The organism is Nostoc sp. CALU 1950 (genome assembly GCF_051172895.1).
Lineage (GTDB): Bacteria > Cyanobacteriota > Cyanobacteriia > Cyanobacteriales > Nostocaceae > Nostoc > Nostoc edaphicum_A.
Window position 1 is genome coordinate 1 of record NZ_JBDNJQ010000509.1, and the last position, 218, is coordinate 218.

General features: G+C 39.4%; 1 pseudogene. It reads right to left on the bottom strand.

Features of this window, described 5'->3' with window-relative positions:
- A pseudogene (locus ABF638_RS38575) lies at nucleotides 1-218 on the bottom strand (ISAs1 family transposase); the annotation flags it as partial.

The following is a 218-nucleotide window of genomic DNA, read 5'->3' on the forward strand; positions in this document are numbered from 1 at the left end:
AACTGTTTCAACTATTGACTGTACCCATTTTTGAAAGCATTGCTCAAATACTTTTGGGTTAATACGCTCAAATAGTCGTCGAAAGGTATCTGCGCTGGGGATACCCCACGGTAAATCTAAAAATTCCTCCAGCCAATCGTATTTGCACGGGTCCATAATTTTCCATATCTTCCCACCCTTTACCTCCTGCAATGACTGACAATATTCCAATAATTAAA